The organism is Sphingomonas sp. 77B, assembly GCF_056497825.1.
Genome location: NZ_JBWMBY010000001.1, coordinates 2,734,760 through 2,755,035 on the forward strand (window position 1 = coordinate 2,734,760; position 20,276 = coordinate 2,755,035).

Annotated in this window: 16 protein-coding genes; 11 read left to right on the forward strand and 5 right to left on the reverse strand. The window is 66.7% G+C overall.

Annotated features, from left to right (window positions below; translation table 11 throughout):
• The first annotated feature begins 34 nt into the window (after positions 1-34).
• The 6 genes from AC1GI4_RS12820 to AC1GI4_RS12845 all read left to right on the forward strand — a co-directional run bounded on the left by AC1GI4_RS12820 (position 35) and on the right by AC1GI4_RS12845 (position 8,407).
• The gene (locus AC1GI4_RS12820; protein ID WP_058734606.1) at positions 35-1,561 is read left to right on the forward strand and encodes an acyl-CoA carboxylase subunit beta; all 1,527 of its coding nucleotides are present in this window, start codon (positions 35-37) and stop codon (positions 1,559-1,561) included.
• A 156-nt stretch (positions 1,562-1,717) separates the two neighbouring features.
• On the forward strand, positions 1,718-2,137 hold the full coding sequence (gene mce / locus AC1GI4_RS12825; RefSeq protein ID WP_479629757.1) for a methylmalonyl-CoA epimerase: 420 nt from the start codon (positions 1,718-1,720) through the stop codon (positions 2,135-2,137).
• Between the two features lie 5 nt (positions 2,138-2,142).
• Positions 2,143-2,901 carry an enoyl-CoA hydratase-related protein gene (locus AC1GI4_RS12830; RefSeq protein ID WP_479630405.1) on the forward strand — a complete coding sequence of 253 codons (759 nt, stop codon included), beginning with the start codon at positions 2,143-2,145 and terminating at the stop codon, positions 2,899-2,901.
• A gap of 65 nt (positions 2,902-2,966) precedes the next feature.
• On the forward strand, positions 2,967-5,222 hold the full coding sequence (scpA, locus tag AC1GI4_RS12835; RefSeq protein WP_479629758.1) for a methylmalonyl-CoA mutase: 2,256 nt from the start codon (positions 2,967-2,969) through the stop codon (positions 5,220-5,222).
• 14 nt (positions 5,223-5,236) lie between these two features.
• Entirely contained in the window at positions 5,237-6,259 is a 1,023-nt protein-coding gene (gene bioB / locus AC1GI4_RS12840; protein WP_479629759.1) for a biotin synthase BioB, read from the forward strand.
• A gap of 150 nt (positions 6,260-6,409) precedes the next feature.
• On the forward strand, positions 6,410-8,407 hold the full coding sequence (locus AC1GI4_RS12845; RefSeq protein WP_479629760.1) for an acetyl-CoA carboxylase biotin carboxylase subunit: 1,998 nt from the start codon (positions 6,410-6,412) through the stop codon (positions 8,405-8,407).
• 104 nt (positions 8,408-8,511) lie between these two features.
• On the opposite strand, the gene AC1GI4_RS12850 is transcribed toward AC1GI4_RS12845, so the two are convergent.
• Positions 8,512-9,354 (reverse strand): HpcH/HpaI aldolase/citrate lyase family protein, encoded by an 843-nt coding sequence (locus AC1GI4_RS12850; RefSeq protein ID WP_479629761.1) that lies wholly within the window; start codon positions 9,352-9,354, stop codon positions 8,512-8,514.
• A gap of 203 nt (positions 9,355-9,557) precedes the next feature.
• Here AC1GI4_RS12850 and AC1GI4_RS12855 point away from each other — a divergent pair, with 203 nt between their 5' ends.
• The 5 genes from AC1GI4_RS12855 to cyoD are packed head-to-tail and all read left to right on the forward strand — an operon-like array spanning position 9,558 to position 13,960.
• Complete coding sequence (locus AC1GI4_RS12855) at positions 9,558-10,001, forward strand: hypothetical protein (protein WP_479629762.1); 444 nt, start codon at positions 9,558-9,560, stop codon at positions 9,999-10,001.
• Between the two features lie 50 nt (positions 10,002-10,051).
• Complete coding sequence (gene cyoA, locus AC1GI4_RS12860; protein ID WP_479629763.1) at positions 10,052-10,939, forward strand: ubiquinol oxidase subunit II; 888 nt, start codon at positions 10,052-10,054, stop codon at positions 10,937-10,939.
• Complete coding sequence (gene cyoB, locus AC1GI4_RS12865; protein WP_479629764.1) at positions 10,936-12,948, forward strand: cytochrome o ubiquinol oxidase subunit I; 2,013 nt, start codon at positions 10,936-10,938, stop codon at positions 12,946-12,948. Before cyoA ends, cyoB begins: the two co-directional genes overlap by 4 nt.
• On the forward strand, positions 12,945-13,580 hold the full coding sequence (locus AC1GI4_RS12870; RefSeq protein ID WP_479629765.1) for a cytochrome (ubi)quinol oxidase subunit III: 636 nt from the start codon (positions 12,945-12,947) through the stop codon (positions 13,578-13,580). Before cyoB ends, AC1GI4_RS12870 begins: the two co-directional genes overlap by 4 nt.
• Positions 13,577-13,960: a cytochrome o ubiquinol oxidase subunit IV gene (cyoD, locus tag AC1GI4_RS12875; protein WP_058753599.1), complete on the forward strand. Its 384-nt coding sequence runs from the start codon at positions 13,577-13,579 to the stop codon at positions 13,958-13,960. The genes AC1GI4_RS12870 and cyoD overlap by 4 nt, the downstream gene beginning before the upstream one ends.
• On the opposite strand, the gene glgX is transcribed toward cyoD, so the two are convergent.
• From glgX to glgC, 4 genes are all read right to left on the reverse strand, one after another.
• A complete protein-coding gene (gene glgX / locus AC1GI4_RS12880; protein WP_479629766.1) occupies positions 13,957-15,750 on the reverse strand; it encodes a glycogen debranching protein GlgX in 1,794 nt (597 codons plus the stop codon). The two genes, cyoD and glgX, sit on opposite strands and share 4 nt — an antisense overlap.
• 153 nt (positions 15,751-15,903) lie before the next feature.
• The gene (locus tag AC1GI4_RS12885) at positions 15,904-17,529 is read right to left on the reverse strand and encodes an alpha-D-glucose phosphate-specific phosphoglucomutase (RefSeq protein WP_479629767.1); all 1,626 of its coding nucleotides are present in this window, start codon (positions 17,527-17,529) and stop codon (positions 15,904-15,906) included.
• The gene (gene glgA, locus AC1GI4_RS12890; RefSeq protein WP_479629768.1) at positions 17,526-18,980 is read right to left on the reverse strand and encodes a glycogen synthase GlgA; all 1,455 of its coding nucleotides are present in this window, start codon (positions 18,978-18,980) and stop codon (positions 17,526-17,528) included. Before glgA ends, AC1GI4_RS12885 begins: the two co-directional genes overlap by 4 nt.
• An 8-nt stretch (positions 18,981-18,988) precedes the next feature.
• A complete protein-coding gene (gene glgC / locus AC1GI4_RS12895; protein WP_479629769.1) occupies positions 18,989-20,251 on the reverse strand; it encodes a glucose-1-phosphate adenylyltransferase in 1,263 nt (420 codons plus the stop codon).
• Between the last annotated feature and the right edge of the window lie 25 nt (positions 20,252-20,276).

Below are 20,276 nucleotides of genomic sequence, written 5' to 3' on the forward strand. Positions count from 1 at the left end.
GGCATAAGCCCCGGCAAAGACGTAAGGAGAGGTCATGGCATCGACGATGGTCGAACTGGAACGCCGCCGCGAGGGCGCGCGCGCCGGTGGTGGTGAGAAGCGCGTCGCCGCGCAGCACGCCAAGGGCAAGCTGACCGCACGCGAGCGGCTCGACGTGCTGCTCGACGAGGGCAGTTTCGAGGAACTCGACATGTTTGTCGAGCATAACTGCACCGACTTCGGCATGACCGAACAGGTCATCCCCGGCGACGGCGTGGTGACCGGCTCGGGCACGATCAACGGGCGGCTGGTGTTCGTCTTCAGCCAGGACTTCACCGTGTTCGGCGGCTCGTTGTCGGAACGGCACGCGCAGAAGATCTGCAAGATCATGGACATGGCGATGAAGGTCGGTGCGCCGGTCATCGGCCTGAACGATTCGGGTGGTGCGCGCATCCAGGAAGGCGTGGCCAGCCTGGGCGGCTATGCCGAGGTGTTCCAGCGTAACGTGCTGGCATCGGGCGTGGTGCCGCAGCTTTCGCTCATCATGGGGCCGTGTGCGGGCGGCGCGGTCTATTCGCCCGCCATGACCGACTTCATCTTCATGGTGAAGGATTCGAGCTATATGTTCGTCACCGGCCCCGATGTGGTCAAGACGGTGACCAACGAAGTGGTGACCCAGGAAGCGCTGGGCGGCGCGGTGACGCATACGACGAAGACCGGCGTCGCCGACGTGGCGTTCGAGGACGATATCGAGGCGCTCCTGGCGGCGCGCGACTTCATCGACTTCCTGCCCGCCAACAACCGCGAGGGCGTGCCCGAGCGGCCGACCGCCGATGCCTGGGACCGTATTGAGGAAAGCCTCGACACGCTGATCCCCGCGTCCGCCAACCAGCCCTATGACATGCACGAACTGCTGTCGAAGGTCGTCGACGAGGGCGATTTCTTCGAGGTGCAGCCCGCGCACGGCGCGAACATCATCACCGGCTTCGGCCGGATCGAGGGGCGCACGGTCGGCTTCGTCGCCAACCAGCCGATGGTGCTGGCGGGCGTGCTCGACATCAACGCGTCGCGGAAAGCGGCGCGCTTCGTGCGCTTCTGCGATGCGTTCGAGATTCCGATCGTGACCTTTGTCGACGTGCCCGGCTTCCTGCCCGGCACCGCGCAGGAGCATAACGGCATCATCAAGCATGGTGCCAAACTGCTGTTCGCCTATGCCGAGGCGACCGTCCCGAAGATCACGGTCATCACCCGCAAGGCTTATGGCGGGGCCTATGACGTGATGGCGTCCAAGCATTTGCGCGGCGACCTCAACTATGCCTGGCCGACCGCCGAGATCGCGGTGATGGGGGCCAAGGGCGCGGTCGAGATCATCTTCCGGGGGAAGACCCCGGAGGAGATCGCCGAGCGGACGGCAGAATATGAGGCGCGCTTCGCCAACCCGTTCGTGGCGGCGTCCAAGGGTTTCGTCGACGAGGTGATCCAGCCGCACTCGACCCGCCGTCGCATTGCGCTGGGCCTGCGCAAGCTGCGCAACAAGGATCTGGCGAACCCGTGGAAGAAGCATGACAATCTTCCGCTCTGAACGGGTCGTGAGCGGCGAAGCCCTCCCCCATCCCCTCCCGCCTGCGGGAGGGGCGTGCTCGCGGACGACGCTCACCCCAAACCTCTCCCCTCCCGCAGGCGGGAGGGGCCGGGGGAGGGCTGGCGCTCTCGCCACAATGAAACGCTGGAGGCACGCATGACCCTGGGCCGCCTCAACCATATTGGCATCGCCACGCCGTCGATCGAAAAGACGGTCGAAACCTATCGCCACCTGCTCGGCGCGGACGCGATCGGCGAGCCCTTCGATCTGCCGCCGCAGGGCGTGCGGGTGTGCTTCATCGACGCGCCCAACACCCAGATCGAGCTGATCCAGCCGCTCGACGAAACATCCCCTATCGCCAACTTCCTCAAGAAGAACCCGGCGGGCGGGCAGCATCACCTCTGCTTCGAGGTCGCCGACATCCCCGCCGCCGTCGCCGGGCTTCAGGCCAAGGGCGCGACGCTGTTGGGCCAGCTGCGGATCGGCGCGCATGGCACTCCGGTCGTCTTCCTCCATCCGCGCGACATGGGCGGGGTGCTGGTCGAACTGATGGAAACGCCGGGAGACGATCATTGAGCGACATGTTGCGTGTCGAGCGCCGGGGCGACGTGCTGGTCCTGACGCTCAACCGCCCCGAGCGGCTGAACGCCGCGCCGCCTGCGCTGTTCGATGCGATCCGCGAGGCGCTGGACGCTCGCGATGATGCGCGCGCGGTGCTGATCGCGGGCGAGGGGCGGGCCTTTTGTTCGGGGGCGGATATCTCGGGCGGTGATGTCGGCCCCGATACCGTCCACCGCGCGCTGGTCGAGCATTACAACCCCGCGATGCAGGCGCTCGCCGACCTGCCCATTCCCGTGGTCAGCGCGGTGCGGGGCGCGGCGGCCGGGATCGGGTGCAGCCTGGCGCTCGCCGCCGATTTCTGCATCGCGAGCGACAATGCCTATTTCCTTCACGCCTTCGTCAATATCGGCCTTGTCCCCGATGGCGGCGCGAGCTGGATGTTGCCGCGCCTGATCGGCCGCGCCCGCGCCGCCGAGATGATGATGCTGGGCGAGCGGCTTCCCGCGACCCGCGCGCTCGACTGGGGCATGATCCACAAGGTCATCGCCGACGCTGCGCTCGACGCCGAAGCCTTCGCGCTGGTCGAGCGGTTGGCGGCGGGGCCGAGCGTCGCGCTGGGGCTGATGCGCCGGGCGCTCCATGCCGGATTTGACAGCGACTACGCCACCGCGCTGGCTCGCGAGGCCACCGACCAGCGCACCGCCCGCGCGACGCAGGATGGCGAAGAGGGCGGCCGGGCCTTTTTCGAGAAGCGTCCACCCCTCTTCCAAGGACGCTGACCCTTGCGTGCGTATGATAATTTCGCTCTAGTGAAATAAAATAAGAGTGTATGAGGAGTGGCCCGATGGCCGAACGCCCTGAGCTGTCAGACTGGGAAGCCCTTGCCGCCAAGGAGGTGAAGGGCCGCGACCTCGACTGGCAGACGCCCGAAGGGATCACGGTCAAGCCGCTCTACACCGCTGCCGATGTGCGCGAGGACCCGGGCCTGCCCGGCTTCGCGCCGTTCACGCGCGGCGTGCGCGCCAGCATGTATGCGGGGCGTCCCTGGACGATCCGGCAATATGCGGGCTTTTCGACCGCCGAGGAGTCGAACGCCTTCTACCGGCGCAACCTGGCGGCGGGGCAGAAGGGGCTGTCGGTCGCCTTCGACCTCGCCACCCACCGGGGGTACGACAGCGACCACCCGCGCGTCACCGGCGATGTCGGCAAGGCGGGCGTCGCGATCGACACGGTCGAGGATATGAAGATCCTGTTCGACGGCATTCCGCTGGATGCCATGTCGGTCAGCATGACGATGAACGGCGCGGTGATCCCGGTGCTCGCCTTCTTCATCGTCGCGGCCGAGGAACAGGGCGTTCACCGATCGAAGCTGGAAGGGACCATCCAGAACGACATCCTCAAGGAGTTCATGGTCCGCAATACGTACATCTACCCGCCCGAGCCGAGCATGCGGATCATCTCGGACATCTTCGCCTATACCTCGGCCGAGATGCCCAAGTTCAACAGTATCTCGATCAGCGGCTATCACATGCAGGAGGCCGGGGCGACGCAGCTTCAGGAGCTGGCCTTCACCATCGCCGACGGCATGGAATATGTGAAATATGGCGTGGCGTCGGGCCTCGACATCGACAAATTCGCCGGCCGCCTGTCCTTCTTCTTCGCGATCGGCATGAACTTCTTCATGGAGGTTGCGAAGCTCCGCGCCGCCCGCGTGCTATGGCACCGGGCCATGACGCAGCTGGGCGCGAAGGACGAACGCTCCAAGATGCTGCGCACGCACTGCCAGACGAGCGGCGTGTCGCTGACCGAGCAGGACCCGTATAACAACGTCATCCGCACCACGATCGAGGCGATGGCGGCGATGCTGGGTGGCACCCAGTCGCTGCACACCAATGCGCTCGATGAAGCCATCGCGCTGCCCACCGACTTCTCCGCCCGGATCGCGCGCAACACGCAGATCGTGTTGCAGGAGGAGACGGGGATGACCAAGGTCGTCGATCCGCTGGGCGGCAGCTATTATGTCGAGAGCCTGACCCAGAGCCTCGTCGATGGCGCCTGGGAGCTGATCGAGCGGATCGAGGCCGAGGGCGGCATGGCCAAGGCGGTCGCTTCCGGCTGGCCCAAGGCGATGATCGAGGAAGCGTCCGCGGCGCGCGCCGCCAAGGTCGATCGCGGCGAGGATGTCATCGTCGGGGTGAACAAATACCGGCTGGCGGATGAAGCGCCGGTCGAGATCTTGGACATCGACAATCATGCGGTGCGTGCTGGCCAGGTGGCGCGGATCGCGGCGGTGAAGGCCGCGCGCGACGAGACGGCATGTCAGGCTGCCCTCGATGCCCTGCGCCAAGCCGCCAAAACTCCTCCCCTGCAAGGGGAGGTGGCATCGCGGAGCGATGACGGAGGGGTATCACCCCTCCCGAGCGTGGACACCTCTCCGTCAGCGGCTGACGCCGCTGCCACCTCCCCCGCCGGGGGAGGAATGGAGCGCAATCTCCTCGCGCTGGCGGTGGAGGCCGCCCGTGCCCGCGCGACGCTTGGCGAAATTTCCGCCGCGCTGGAGGATGCCTTCGGCCGCTACGGCACCCAGCCGACGCCGGTGTCGGGCGTGTACGGCGGCGCGTACGCCGAGGACGAACGCTGGGCGCGCCTGATCCGCGGCGTGGAGGCGGTCGAGCGCCGTCTCGGACGCAAGCCCCGGCTGTTCGTCGCCAAGATGGGCCAGGACGGTCATGACCGGGGCGCGAACCTCGTCTCCTCAATGTTCGGCGATCTCGGTTTCGAGGTGGTGGCGGGTGCGCTCTTCCAGACGCCGGAGGAAGCCGCGCAGATCGCGCTGGCCCGCGACGTCGATGTCGTCGGCGCCTCCAGCCTGGCGGCGGGGCACAAGACACTGATCCCCGAACTCATCGGCCACCTGCGCGACGCAGGCCGCGCCGATATCAAGGTCATCGCGGGTGGCGTTATTCCCGCACAGGACTATCAGGCGCTTTACGATGCCGGGGTGCAGGCGATTTTCGGCCCCGGCACCAATCTTGTGAAAGCGGCCGAGGATGTGCTGAGGCTGCTGGGCCATAATATGCCGCCCGAGACGGGCGAATGACAGGACGATACGGAATGACGACCACCGCCCTCAGTCCCCAGGCGACGACCTTGCGCACCGATTGGACCCGCGCCGAGATCAGCGCGCTGTTCGACCTGCCCTTTACCGAATTGCTGTTCCGCGCCGCTGAAGTCCACCGCGCGCATCATGCGGCGGACGAGGTGCAGCTTTGCACGCTCTGCTCGATCAAGACCGGCGGTTGCCCCGAGGATTGCGGTTACTGCTCGCAAAGCGCCTCGGCGGAAAGCGACGTGAAGGCCGAGAAGCTGATGGATGTGCAGGCCGTGCTGGCCGCCGCCGCCGAGGCCAAGGCGGCGGGCTCGCAGCGCTTTTGCATGGGCGCGGCGTGGCGCAGCCCCAAGGACCGCGACATGGACAAGGTCGTCGCCATGGTCGAGGGCGTGAAGGCCATGGGTCTTGAGACCTGCATGACGCTGGGCATGTTGGATGCGCCCCAGGCGCAGCGGCTGGCCGAGGCGGGGCTCGATTACTACAACCACAATATCGACACCTCGCCCGAAAACTACGCCAACGTCATCACGACGCGCTGCTTCGAGGACCGGCTGGAAACGCTGTCCAACGTGCGCGAGGCGGGGATTTCGGTGTGCTGCGGCGGCATCGTCGGCATGGGTGAGACGCGCGGCGACCGCGTCGGCTTCGTCCATGCGCTCTCCACCCTGCCGCGCCATCCCGAAAGCGTGCCGGTCAATGCGCTGGTCCCGGTCAAGGGCACGGTGCTGGGCGACATGCTCGCTGACACGCCGCTCGCGCGCATCGACGATATCGAGTTCGTCCGCACCGTTGCGGTCGCGCGGATCACCATGCCGATGAGCATGGTCCGCCTGTCGGCGGGCCGCGAGAGCATGTCGGCGGCGACCCAGGCCTTGTGCTTCCTGGCGGGCGCGAACTCGATCTTCACCGGCGACAAGCTGCTGACCGCGGGCAATGCGGGCGACGATGCCGACGCCGCGCTGTTCGCCAAGCTGGGCCTGAAGCCGATGGAAGGCGCCGAGCCTATGCGGGTTGCGGCGGAGTAATCCGTTTTACCCTTCTGTTCCCCGGCGAAGGCCGGGGCCCAGTTGCGGTGAGCCATCGATGGCGCGCTACCGATTATGAAGAAACTGGACCCCGGCCTTCGCCGGGGAACAGGTGACACGGACCAACGACATAAAAGGAGAGGTATCCCCGTGTTCCAGAAAATCCTGATCGCCAATCGCGGGGAAATCGCGTGCCGGGTGATCCGCACCGCCCGTGCGATGGGCATCGCCACCGTCGCAGTCTATTCCGACGCCGATGCCGGTGCGCCGCATGTCCGGCTGGCCGATGAAGCCATCCGCCTCGGGCCAGCGCCCGCCGCCGAGAGCTATCTGAAGGCCGAGCTGATCCTCGCCGCCGCCAAGGCGACCGGCGCGGATGCGATCCATCCCGGTTACGGCTTCCTGTCCGAACGCGAGAGCTTCGCGCGCGCCTGTGCCGAGGCGGGCGTCGCATTCATCGGCCCGCCGCCGAACGCCATCGCCGCGATGGGCGACAAGATCGAATCGAAGAAGCTCGCCAAGGCGGCCGGGGTCAATGTCGTCCCCGGCTATCTGGGCGAGATCGCCGATACCGAGGAAGCGGTGCGCATCGCCACCGAGATCGGCTTTCCGGTGATGATGAAAGCCTCGGCTGGGGGCGGCGGCAAGGGCATGCGGCTCGCCTGGTCGGAGGCGGACGTGCGCGAAGGTTTCGAGGCGACCAAGCGCGAGGGGCTGGCGAGCTTCGGCGACGACCGCGTCTTCATCGAGAAGTTCATCGAGTCGCCCCGCCATATCGAAATCCAGGTGCTGGGCGACCAACATGGCAACATCGTCTATCTCGGCGAGCGCGAATGCTCGGTCCAGCGCCGCCACCAGAAGGTGGTCGAGGAAGCCCCGTCGCCGTTCGTTACGCCCGAGATGCGCCGCGCCATGGGCGAGCAGGCGGTCGCGCTGGCGCGGGCGGTCGGCTATTATTCAGCGGGCACCGTCGAGCTGATCGTGTCGGGCGCGGATACTACGGGTAAGAGTTTCTATTTCCTCGAAATGAACACCCGGCTCCAGGTCGAGCATCCCGTCACCGAGGAGATCACCGGGCTCGATCTGGTCGAGCAGATGATCCGCGTGGCCGCCGGTGAGCCGCTGTCTTTCGGTCAGGATGAAGTGACGCTGACCGGCTGGGCGATCGAGAATCGCGTCTATGCCGAGGATCCGTATCGCGGCTTCCTGCCCTCGACCGGGCGGCTGGTCCGTTATAACCCGCCCGCCGAGCACTCGGACGACGATGTGCGGGTACGCGTCGACGACGGCGTCGCCGAGGGCGGCGAGGTCAGCATGTTCTATGACCCGATGATCGCCAAGCTCGTCACCTGGGCCCCGACCCGCGAAGCCGCGATCGACGCCCAGATCGCCGCACTCGACGCGTTCGAGATAGTCGGGCCGGGGACCAATATCGACTTCGTCTCCGCGCTGATGCAGCACCCGCGCTTCCGCTCCGGCGCGCTGTCCACCGGCTTCATCGCCGAGGAATATCCCGAGGGCTTCCACGGCGCGCCCGCCAGCGAGGAGCTGACCCGCACCCTCGCCGCCGTCGCCGCTTTCGCCGCCACCGCCGAGGCCGACCGCGCGCGCCGCATCGACGGCCAGCTCGGCCACCGCCTGCAACCGCCCGCCGACTGGACGGTCAGGATCGGCGGGGCGGACCATGCGGTCAACGTCTCGACCGACGGGATCGGCGTCGACGGTGCCGAACTCGACCTCGCCATCGCCTACACGCCGGGCGACCGGATGATCGCGGTGGAGGACGAGGATGGCGAGACGCTCCACGTCCGTATCGCGAAAACCCGCACCGGCTTCCGCCTGACCACGCGCGGCGCGGCACACACGGCCCGGGTCCTCCCCGCCCGTGCCGCCCCTTATGCGCAGCACCTGATCGAGAAGGTGCCGCCCGACCTGTCGAAGTTCCTGATCGCCCCGATGCCTGGCCTGCTCGTCCGGCTTGATGTGGCCGAGGGCGACAAGGTCGAGGCAGGCCAGCCGCTGGCGGTGGTCGAGGCGATGAAGATGGAGAATATCCTGCGCGCCGCGAAGACCGGCACGGTGAAGGCCATCTCCGCCAAAACCGGCGACAGCCTCGCCGTCGATGCCGTTATCCTGGAGCTGGAATAAGGCGACACACCCTCACCCTTCCGGCGCTGCGCGCCTCCCTCCCTCTCCCGGCGGGAGAGGGAAGGGGCCCGCCCGCGATAGCGGGTGGGAAGGGTGAGGGTAGATTATCCGGCTGCCTTCGCCGCGAGCGCCAAAATCCGTTCCGCCTCCGCCAGATGCAGCCGTTCGACCATCTGCCCGTCCAATCGGATCGCGCCCAGCGCGGCCTGCGCCGGATCGGCAAAGGCGGCGACCACGCGCCTCGCCCAGGCGATCTCCGCTTCGTCCGGCCCGAACCCCGCATTCGCCGACGCGATCTGGTTGGGGTGGATCAGCGTCTTGCCGTCGAACCCCAGCCGTCGCCCCTCGGCGCACTCCGCCGCCAGCCGCTCGGGTGTGTCGAGGGCGTTGCATACGCCGTCCAGCGCGACCAGTCCGGCGCTGCGCGCCGCGACGACGATCTGCACGCGCAAGGGGAGCAGGGCCTCGGGCGCCGGGGGCGAGGGCAGGCGCATGTCCTTCGCCAGGTCGTTCGTCCCCGCGACCAGCGCGGTCAGGCCCAGCTCCGTCGCGGATCGTGCGATTGCATCCAGCGACAGGATGCCACGACACGTCTCGATCATCGCCCAAAGCGGCACGTCCGGCCCCAGCGCGGCGCGCGCGGTGGTGAGGGTTGCGACGTCATCGACCTTGGGGATCAGCACCGCCGCCGGACGCGTCTCCGCCAGCGCAGCGAGATCGTCGGCCGCATGGGGGGTGTCTCGGCCATTCGTCCGCACGACCAGCACCCGCTCGCCGAAGCCGCCTTCGCGTACCGCTGCCACCGCCGCCTCGCGCGCCATGGTCTTGGCGTCGGGGGCGACCGCATCCTCCAGGTCGAGGATCACCGCGTCGCTGGGCAAGGTCCGTGCCTTGGCGATGGCGCGGGGGTTGGAGGCGGGGAGGAACAGGGCGCTGCGCAAGGTCATGCCGCGATCATAGCGGGGTCACGTCTCTGGTGGCACGGTCTTTCCGCACCCATAATACGGTGACGGCAAAATCAACCAGGCCATCCCGGCGAAGGCCGGGATCCGGCAGGGATGTCTTTGCATATCGCGTCCATCGTCTCGCAACTGGACTTCGGCCTTCGCCGGGGTGGACATTGAAGGTGGAGCAAATTGGGGGGAATGCCATGATAATCGCGACGGTGCTGCTGGGGCTGACGATATTGCTGCGCTGCTGGCCGACTTTGCCGGTCAGCCGCTGGCTGGCGGCGTATCTGGTGGCTGCGCCTGCAAGACTGCTCGGCCGGGTCCGGCCCGGGCATTGGGCGATGATGGCATTGGGAGCTGCGCTGCTCGGCCTCGCCATCTGGTTCGAGATCGACGAGATTCGGATGCTGGCCGCGGCGGCCGCGCCGATGGGCGATCTGGTCATGCTCGCCTCGGCGATCGAATGGGGCGGGGTGGCCGAATTGGTCATGGCGGCCGTCCTGTCCTCCTCGATGCTGGCGCGCTGGCCTGTTTTCGGTCGCTGGGCCGGGCGGATGTCCGCGAGCCGGACCACTCGCCCGCGCCGGGTGGAGCGGCCCGCCAACGACGCAGACGATGGCGAGGGGCGAAGACTCGCCGCCTGATCCTTTTACGGTGGCGGAACGAAAGCGTCGGGCCACCGTTCACCGCCTGAATGCTCCGCGATCCGCGCCTCGCCACAAATTCCGCGCGTTTCGCGTGTCTTGGGCTGTGCGTCGTTCTGTCCGCCTGCGAACCGGGCATCCTGAACCCCGCCGGGCCGATCGCGGCAGGCGAGCGTAGCATCTTCTTCAACTCGCTGGCGGTGATGCTGGCCATCGTGGTGCCGGTCATCGTTCTGGCCTTCGCCTTCGGCTGGTGGTTCCGCGCCGGCAACACCCGCGCCAGGCATCTGCCCGAATGGGCCTATTCGGGACGGCTGGAGCTGCTGGTCTGGTCGATCCCTGCGCTCGCCATCATGTTCCTGGGCGGCATCGCCTGGATCGGCAGCCATGACCTCGATCCGCCCAAGCCAATCGCCTCGCGCGCGAAGACGATGACGGTCGAGGTCGTAGCGACCGACTGGAAATGGCTGTTCCTCTATCCCGAACAGGGGATCGCGACGATCAACCGGCTGGTCGTGCCGGTCGGCACGCCGGTGAAGTTCCGCATCACCTCGGCAGGCGTGATGAACAGCTTCTTCGTGCCGCAGCTGGGCAGCCAGATCTACGCCATGTCGGGGATGGACTCGACGCTTCACCTGCGCGCCGACAAGGCCGGGCGCTATCGCGGGCTGTCGGCGCATTATAGCGGAGAGGGCTTTGCCGATATGGACTTCTTCGTCGATGCGGTGCCGCAAGCGAGCTTCGACCGCTTCGTCGCGACCGCGCGGGGAGGGCAGGGCAAGACGCTCGACTGGAACGAGTTCGTCGCCATGGCGCATCCCAGCCGCAATGTCCGCCCTGCCAGCTATCCTCGGCTCCAGCCCGGCCTGTACGACCAGATCGTCATGAAGAACGGCGCGCCCGAGGGCGAAAAGGCCAAGGACGGGCGCGAGCAATGAGTTTGACCGGCAAGCTCGGCTGGGACTCGATCCCGTTCCACGAACCGCTGCCCCTGGTGTCGGCGGGAGTCATCGGGCTGGTCTTGCTCGGCGTCTTCATCTGGGCGTGGCGGCGTGGGCACTTGCCGTACATCTGGAGCGAATGGATCACGAGCGTCGATCACAAGCGGATCGGCGTCATGTACTGCCTGCTGGCGGGCGTCATGCTGCTGCGCGGCTTTTCGGACGCGCTGCTGATGCGGTCGCAACAAGCCATCGCCTATGGCAATGGCGGCTATCTGCCGCCGGATCATTACGATCAGATCTTCTCCGCGCACGGCACGATCATGATCTTCTTCGTGGCGATGCCGTTCATGATCGGGCTGATGAACTTCGTCGTGCCGCTGCAGCTCGGCGTGCGCGACGTGGCGTTCCCGACGCTCAATTCGGTCAGCTTCTGGCTGACATGCAGCGGCGCGCTGCTCATCAATATGAGCCTGGTCATCGGCGAGTTCGCCAAGACCGGCTGGCTGGTCTATCCGCCCTTGTCCGAGCTGCGCTTCTCGCCCGGTGTCGGCGTCGATTATTATCTCTGGGCGCTGCAGATATCGGGGATGGGGACGCTGTTGTCCGGCGTGAACCTGGTCACCACCATCCTGAAGATGCGCGCGCCGGGCATGGGCTATAGCCGGATGCCGATGTTCACCTGGACGTCGCTGGCCTCCAACCTACTGATCGTTGCGGCCTTTCCGGTGCTGACCGCCGTGCTGGCCATGTTGATCCTCGACCGCTATCTCGGCTTCCACTTCTTCACGCCGGAAGCGGGCGGCAACCAGATGATGTTCGTCAACCTCATCTGGGCCTGGGGCCACCCGGAGGTCTATATCCTGATCCTGCCCGCTTTCGGTGTGTTTTCCGAGATCATCTCGACCTTCTCGTCCAAACCCCTGTTCGGCTACCGCTCGATGGTCATCGCGACCATGGTGATCTGCATCCTGTCCTTCATGGTCTGGCTGCATCATTTCTTCACCATGGGGGCGGGGGCCGATGTGAACGGCTTTTTCGGCATCACGACGATGATTATCGCGGTGCCGACGGGGGTGAAGGTCTTCAACTGGCTGTTCACCATGTATGGCGGGCGCATCCGCTATACGTCGATGATGCTGTGGTCGATCGGGTTCATCGTGACCTTCGTGATCGGCGGCATGACCGGCGTGATGCTGGCGGTGCCCCCGGCCGATTTCGTGCTGCACAACTCGCTGTTCCTGGTCGCGCATTTCCACAACGTCATCATCGGTGGCGTGCTGTTCGGGGCGTTTGCGGGCTTCACCTTCTGGTTCCCCAAGATGTTCGGCTTCACCTTGGACGAGACCTGGGGCAAGCGGGCCTTCTGGCTGTGGATCACTGGCTTCTACGTCGCCTTCATGCCGCTCTATGTCCTCGGTCTGATGGGCATGACGCGGCGGATGCAGCATTATGACGTGCCCGGATGGCACCCCTGGCTGCTGGTCGCGGGCGTCGGTGCGCTGCTGATCGCCGCTGGCATCGCGTGTCAGGTCATGATGCTCTACGTCTCGATCAAGACGCGCAAAGACCGCGTGGACGAAAGTGGCGACCCCTGGGACGGGCGCACGTTGGAGTGGATCACCACCTCGCCGCCGCCTGCCTTCAACTTCGCGGTGCTGCCCGATGTGAAGGGCGAGGAAGCCTATTGGGGCATCAAGGCCAAGGCGCGCGAGAACCGTGCTCTGTCCGATCTTCCCGATTACGAGCCGATCGAGATGCCGCGCAATTCGCCGACCGGGATCGTTGCGGCCTTCTTCGCCACGGCCATGGGCTTTGCGCTGATCTGGCATATCTGGTGGCTGGTGATCCTGGGCTTCTTCGGCGCATGGGGGACGTTCATCGTCTTCGCCTGGCGCGACAAGGCCGAGTATGAAATCCCGGTCGAGGAGGTCGAACGGCTGGACCAGGCGCGTCGGCGCAGCAAGGCGACCCTGCTCGACCTGCCCGAAGAGGCCCTCTCATGAGCAGCGCGGCGCAGACCCATGATCCCAACAAGCTGGGCCGCTCGGCCGAGCCGAACCCGGACGGCCCCGCGCCCAAGCGGGTGGTGGTGTCCTATGGCTTCTGGATCTTCCTGTTGTCGGACTTCATCCTGTTCGCCTGTTTCTTCGCCGGTTACGCGGTGTTGAAGGATGCGACGGCGGGCGGCCCCTCGGGCAAGGAACTGTTCGAGCTGAAGCTGGTTGAGACGGAGACGGTGCTGCTGCTCCTCTCCAGTTTCGCCTGCGGGCTGGCGGGGATCGCGACGCTGGCGCGCGACATGCGCTGGTTCCAGATCGCGATGGCGGCGACCGGGCTGCTCGGCGCGGGCTTCCTGGCGTTGGAGGCCTATGAGTTCCTGCACCTGATCGGCGAGGGCAATGGGCCGGGGCGTAGCGCCTTCCTGTCGGCCTTTTTTGCGCTGGTCGGATGCCATGGGCTGCACGTCCTGCTGGGGATGCTCTGGCTGACCACGATGATGGCACAGGCCTGGGCCAAGGGGTTTCGCGAGGATATCCTGCGCCGCATCCTGTGCTTCAGCCTGTTCTGGCATGCGCTCGACATCATCTGGGTGGCGCTGTTCACCATGGTCTATCTGATGGGAGTGCGGGGATGAGCCAGCGGCCTGACGAGGAAATGGCCCGCGACGAAACCGCGCCGGGCGAACAGAGCGAGCAGGACTCGATCGTCGGCGGCGTCCGCAGCTATGTCGTCGGCCTGATCGCGGCGGCGATCCTGACCACGGCGTCCTTCGCGCTCGTCCAGTTCGACATCGTCTGGGGGCCTGCCGTGCCCGCCGCGCTGGTCGCGCTGGCGATCGGGCAGATGGGGGTGCACCTCGTCTTCTTCCTCCACATCACCACCGGGCCCGACAACAGCAACAACGTGCTGGCGCTGCTGTTCGGCATATTGATCGTGGCGCTGGTGCTGCTGGGCTCGATCTGGATCATGGGGCATTTGAACCACAATCTCATGGGGCCGATGGCAACGCCCTAGCTTTGGAGGACAGCACCGCGGAGGGCAGAGACGCCGTGCGTGCGGTCGAAGCGCAGGATCAGGCTTTCGGTGCCGACGGGGACGTACAGGGCAAAGCCATCGCCGTCCCAATCGCCGGGCCCCATGACATCGCCCGATAGCGTCCGCCATTCGGCATCGGCGAGCCATGCCGTCCAGTCGATCGGGGTGTCCCGACGAAAGGCGCTCAGCGCCGCGACGAAATCCTCCAGCGCCCGATCACGGTTTTCCCAATCGAGCCAGGTCGTCTCGTTATCCTGGGCATAGCCGTTGTTGTTGCCGTTCTGGCTACGGCCGAACTCGTCGCCTGCGGTCAGCATCGGGGTGCCGCGCGACAGGAACAGTGTGGCCAGCATCGCGCGAACTGAGCGAATGCGCGCGGTGCGGATGGCGGGATCGTCGGTCGGTCCCTCGGCCCCATGGTTCCACGACACCTCGTCGCCATGCCCGTCGCGATTGTCCTCGCCATTGGCGCGATTATGGCGTTCGGCATAGGCGGTCAGGTCGGCGAGGGTGAAGCCGTCATGCGCCGCGACGAAATTGACCGAGCGGCTGGCGGGGCTGGCGAAGACATCCGCCGATCCCGCCACCCGCGTCGCCAGATCGCCCGCCCGGCCGTCACCGCGCCAGAAGCGCCGCACCTGGTCGCGATAGCGGTCGTTCCACTCCAGCCAATGATCGGGGAAATTGCCCAGCTGATAGCCGCCCGGGCCGATGTCCCAAGGCTCGGCGATCATGATGCGGGTCGCGAGGATCGGATCGGCGGCGATCTCGGCGAAGATGGGGGCGTGTGCATCGAACCCCGGCCCGCGCGCCAGCACCGGCGCCAGGTCGAAGCGGAAGCCGTCCACCCCGGCTCGCGCGAAATGGCGAAGCGTGTCGAGGATCATCGCGCGCACGCTCGGGCGGCTGGCGTCGAGCGTGTTGCCGGTGCCCGCATCGTTGATGAGCGTGCCGTCGGGTGTGCGGGCATAGACGTCCGGGTCGAGCCCCCGGAAGGATAGCGTCCCGCCCTGCACGTCGCTCTCGCCAAAATGGTTGAAGACGAGGTCGAGGATGACGCCGATCCCCGCCTCGCGCAGCGCCGCGACCGTGGCGACCAGTTCGGCGACGCCACCCGGCACCCGCTCGGGGCAAAGCGCCATCGGCACGACCGGGTTATAGCCCCAGGCGTTGCGCAGGCCGAGCGGGGGCAGGTGGCGCTCGTCGATCGCGGCGGTGATCGGCATGAGTTCGACCGCCGCCACGCCCAGCTTGCGGAGGTGATCCACCACCGTCGGATGCGCCAATGCCGCCAGCGTGCCGCGATGCTCCGGGGGGATGGCGGGATGGCGCATGGTGAATCCGCGCACATTGAGTTCGTAGATCAGCCTGCCCGGCCGGAACAGCGGCGGGGCAGGGCTGTCGGTCGGTGGTGCGACGACACGGGCGCGGGGGACGATGTCGGCGGTGTTCTCGCCATAGGCCACCAGACGCGGGGACTGGACGAAGGGGCGGTCGAGTTCGATGGCGTGAGGGTCGACGAGCAGCTTGGCGGGGTCGAACCAGCGATTGTGCGTCGGGTCGTATTCGCCGTGTGCGCGGTAGCCATAGAGATGGTTCGTGCCAGGGACGGTGGCGGTCCACACATCGCCGTCGCGCGTCATGGCAATGCGGCGTTCGTCCGCGCCGTCGAACAGGCAAAGCTCCACCTGCTCAGCGGTCGAGCGGACAGCGAAGCGGGTGCCGCCGGGGACGGGCGTCGCGCCGAGGGGATAGGGCTGATTCGTCATGGCGACCCGACCTTACCCATCATAACCACCCCGGCGAAGGCCGGGGTCCAGTTGGGCCAGCCTATCGAGACTCCCACCAGCTTGGTGGCATCTGGACCCCGGCCTCCGCCGGGGTGGAAGGGGGTAGGGCGATAGCCCCTCCCCCAAGGGCGATCAGGTCACCACATCGGGTTCGATGCGGCCGGTATGCCGGGTGATCCCGGCGATCTCGTCCGCCGCTTCGATGATGTCCGCCAGCATCTCGGGCGTTTCGCGGTCGAGCTGGTCGGCCGAGTAGCGCTCCAGATACACCCGCAGCGTCGCGCCGCTGGTGCCGGTGCCCGACAGGCGGAACACGACGCGGCTGCCGCCCTGGAACAGGACGCGGATGCCCTGGTTGCGGCTGACCGACTGGTCGGTCGGGTCGGTATAGGCGAAGTCGTCCGCCGTCTCGACCGTCAACCCGGCGAACGTCTCGTCCGGCAGGCTGGCGAGGCGGCCGCGCAGGTCGGTCATCAGCGCATCGGCGCGCTCGCTCTCGACGCCCTCATAATCATGGCGCGCATAATAGTTGCGGCCATAGGTCGCCCAGTGCTCGCGCGCGATTGCATCGACCGACTTGCCCGAGGCGGCGAGGATGTTGAGCCAGAGCAGCACCGCCCACAGCCCGTCCTTCTCGCGGACATGGTCCGAGCCGGTCCCAGCGCTCTCCTCGCCGCAGATCGTCGCCATCCCGGCGTCGAGCAAATTGCCGAAAAACTTCCAGCCGGTCGGCGTCTCGTATGCCGGAATGCCCAGCTTCTCGGCCACGCGGTCGGCGGCGGCGCTGGTCGGCATCGAGCGGGCGATGCCCTTCAGGCCACCGGCATAGGCGGGTGCCAGATGCGCGTTCGCCGCCAGCATCGCCAGGCTGTCCGACGGCGTGATGAAGCGTCCACGCCCGATGATGAGGTTGCGGTCGCCGTCACCGTCCGACGCCGCACCGAAATCGGGCGCGTCGGGGGCCATCATGCGGTCGTAGAGGTCCTTGGCGTGGACCAGATTGGGGTCGGGATGATGTCCACCGAAATCGGGGAGCGGCGTGCCGTTCCGGACAGTGCCCTTGGCGAAGCCCAGCCGGTTTTCGAGGATTTCGGTCGCGTAAGGCCCGGTCACTGCGCTCATGGCGTCGAACGACATGGTGAAGCCGCCCTCGACCGCGCGTCGGATCGCGGCGAAGTCGAACAGGCTTTCCATCAGCGCGGCATAGTCGGCGACCGAGTCGATCACCTCCACCGTCATGTCGCCGACCGTCACCTCGCCCAGCGCGTCGAGGTCGATGTCATCGGCCTCGACCGTCAGCCAGCGGCTGATCGTCCGGGTGTTGGCGTGGATCGCATCGGTCACCTTTTCCGGCGCGGGGCCGCCATTGGCGATGTTGTACTTGATGCCGAAGTCTTCGTCCGGGCCGCCGGGATTGTGGCTGGCCGACAGGACCAGACCGCCCAATGCCTTGCGCTGACGAATTACGTTGCTGGCGGCAGGCGTCGAAAGGATGCCGCCCTGCCCGACCACGACGCGGGCGAAGCCGTTTGCCGCCGCCATGCGGATCGCGACCTGGATCACCTCGCGGTTCAGGAAGCGGCCGTCGCCGCCGATCACCAGCGTCTGGCCGGTTTTCTCGTCACCCAGCGCGTCGAAGGTCGACTGGATGAAGTTTTCGGCATAATTGGGCTGCTGAAAGACGCGGACCTTCTTGCGCAGGCCCGAGGTGCCGGGCTTCTGGTCGAGATAGGGCTCGGTCGCGACGGTCTTGATCATGGGGTCCCCAGCACGGATCGATAGAGTTCGGCATAGTGGCGGCCGCTATGGTGCCAGCTATAGTCGGCGTTCATGCCATTGACCTGAATGGTCCGCCATTGGTCTTGGTCGGCATAGAGTCTCATTGTGCGACGCAGCACCGCGACGATATTGTCGGTGGTGACATTGTCGAACTGAAGGCCCGTGGGCACGCCCATCGCCAAAGCGGCCTCGTTGGCGTCGATGATCGTATCGGCCAGCCCGCCGGTGCGCGCGACCACGGGAACGCAGCCATAGGCGAGCGCATAGAGCTGGGTCAGCCCGCACGGCTCGAACCGCGAGGGGATCAGAATCGCGTCGCAGCCGCCCTGCAGCAGGTGCGAGACCGGCTCGTCATAGCCGATCCGCACCGCGACGCGGCCCGGATGGCGCAGCGCGGCGGTGGCGAAGGCGATCTCCAGCGCCGGATCGCCGGTGCCCAGCACGACCAACCGTCCGCCCAGCGCGACCAGATCGTCGATCACCTCGACCAGCACGTCCATGCCCTTTTGCCAGGTCAGGCGGCTGATGACGGTGAAGATCGGGCTGTCATCCTCGTCCAGCCCGAAGGCCTGCTCGACCGCGCGCTTGTTGGCGATGCGATCGTCCAGCGTGTCGACGGTGAAGGGGGCGGGCAGGGCGGCATCGGCCCTGGGGCTCCAGATGGCGGGATCGATGCCGTTGACGATGCCGCTGACGCACTCGGCGCGTGCGGCGATCAGGCCCTCCAGTCCCATGCCATATTGGGCGCGGTGGATTTCCTCGGCATAGGTCGGGCTGACCGTGGTGATCGCGTCGGCGGTGCGCAGGCCCGCCTTCAGATAGCCGATCTGGCCATAATATTCGACGCCGTCGACGCTCCACGCTTCGGGCGGCAGACCCAGATCGGGGAAGTGGTGTGCCGCGAACGAGCCCTGGAAGGCGATGTTGTGGATGGTGACGATGCTCTTCGCCACCGGCCCGGGGCCGGGCGCGTAATGGAGAAAGGCGGGGGCCAGCGCCGCCTGCCAGTCATGCGCGTGGAGCAGGTCGAAGTCGTAACCCGGCACCGCGCCCGAGGCGAGGTCCGCGCCCGCCCGCGCCAGCACCGCGAAACGCCGCCAATTGTCGTGCCAGTCGTTCCCGGCGGTATCGACATAGGGAAGCCCCTCGCGCTCCCACAGCTGCGGCGCCTCGATCACCAGCAGCCGGTGCGTGCCGATCATCGCCTCGCGCAGCCAGGCGTCGGTGCCGATGATGTGCGTCCAGTGATGGACGCGCGGTGCGTCCTCGCCGATCGCGCGCATCACCTTGGGGAAGCCGGGGATCAGCGTGGTGACGGCGATGTCGTGCGGCGCCAACGCCTCGGGCAGCGCGCCCACGACATCGGCCAGACCGCCGGTCTTGATGAGCGGGAACGCCTCCGAGGCGACCGACAGGACGGAAAGGGTCATGGGGACTTTCAGTTGGCCAGACGGTCGATCATCGGCTGGGTGATGAGGCAGATGCCCTTGTCGGTGCGCCGGAAACGCTGAGCGTCGAGCACCGGGTCTTCGCCGACCACCAGTCCGTCGGGGATCTTGACGCCGCGATCAAGGATAACCCGCCGCAGCTGCGCGCCCCGCCCGATCTGGCAGAAGGGCAGGACGACGGCCTCGTTCAGCGACGCATAGCTATGCGTGCGAACCCCGGTCGATAGCAGTGAGCGGTTGATCGACGATCCCGAGACGATGCAGTCGCCCGCGATCAGGCTGGCCACCGCCGATCCGCGCCGTCCCTCGATATCATGGACGAACTTGGCGGGCGGCGTGATCTCGGCATAGGTCCAGAGCGGCCAGCTGCGGTCGTAGAGGTCGAGCTGCGGCACCACGTCGGTCAGGTCGAGGCTGGCCTCCCAATAGGCGTCGACTGTGCCGACATCGCGCCAATAGGCACCGGGTTCATCCTCGGATCGGACGCAGCTGGCGGAGAAACGGTGCGCCTGGGCTTTGCCGTGTTCGACCAGATAGGGGATGATGTCCTTGCCGAAGTCGCGGGCGGAGCCGGGCGTCTCGGCATCGCGGCGCAGCTGTTCGAACAGGAAGGCGGTGCGGAAGACATAGATGCCCAGCGACGCCAGCGACACGCCCGGATTGCCGGGGATGGACGGCGGATCGGCGGGCTTTTCGACGAAATCGACGATGCGGTCGGTCTCGTCGACATGCATCACGCCAAACGCGCTGGCCTCCTCGCGCGACACTTCCAAGCAGGCGACGGTGACGTCGGCGCCACTGTCGACATGCTGCTGGAGCATCAGTTCATAGTCCATCTTGTAGACGTGATCGCCCGCCAGGATGACCATGAACTCCGGCGCATAGCTTTCGATGATGTCGATATTCTGGAACACCGCGTCGGCGGTGCCCTCATACCATTGAAACTCGCTGATCCGCTGGCTGGCGGGCAGGATGTCGAAGCTCTCGTTGCGTTCGTCGCGCAGGAAGTTCCAGCCGCGCTGGAGGTGGCGGATCAGCGAATGCGCCTTGTACTGGGTCGCCACGCCGATGCGACGGATGCCGGAGTTGATCGCGTTGGACAAAGCGAAGTCGATGATCCGCGCCTTGCCGCCGAAATAGACGGCGGGCTTGGCGCGGGTGTCGGTCAACTCCATCAGGCGACTGCCGCGACCGCCCGCCAGCACATAGGCCATGGCATCGCGCGCCAGCGGTTGTCCGCGCCTGTGGTCCATCGTCCGTCTCCTGTCCGTATGTTAG